The 401-nt window shown below is 65.3% G+C and carries 1 protein-coding gene; it reads right to left on the bottom strand.

Going from position 1 to position 401, the window contains the following annotated elements; genetic code table 11:
* Positions 1–394: ATP-binding cassette domain-containing protein (locus tag SB822_RS55195; protein ID WP_410858859.1), on the bottom strand; the 394-nt coding region annotated here is incomplete at its 3' end.
* Positions 395–401 lie beyond the last annotated feature (7 nt).

Here is a 401-nt window from a genome sequence, read left to right as displayed (position 1 = left end):
CCACGCGGCGCAGCCATTCGTTCGCTTCGTCGTAGGCGGCGGATTTCGAGCGGCCGCGATACAGCGGACCGGCCGCGACGTTGTCGATGACCGAGCGCCACGGGAACACCGCGTCCGCCTGGAACACGAAGCCGATGCGCGGATCGATGCCGTCGACCGGCGCGCCCATCACGCGCACTTCGCCGGTAGTGGGCTTGAGCAAGCCCGTAATCATGCTGAGCGTGGTGGATTTGCCGCAGCCCGTCGGCCCGACAATCGCAACGAACTCGCCGCGCGCCACCGACATGCTGAAGTCGCGCAACGCGATGGTTGCCTTGCCGTCCGGAGAAATGAAACGGCAGGACACGTTGCGCATTTCGATCGCAGGCGTCTCGCGTGACATAGGTTGGTTCATCGGCTGG

Origin of the sequence: Paraburkholderia sp. SIMBA_054 (assembly GCF_046534875.1) — a bacterium.
In the GTDB taxonomy this organism is placed as follows: Bacteria; Pseudomonadota; Gammaproteobacteria; order Burkholderiales; family Burkholderiaceae; genus Paraburkholderia; species Paraburkholderia hospita.
Note: the sequence above shows the minus strand (reverse complement) of the source record. Positions and strands in the feature narration are given on the sequence as shown.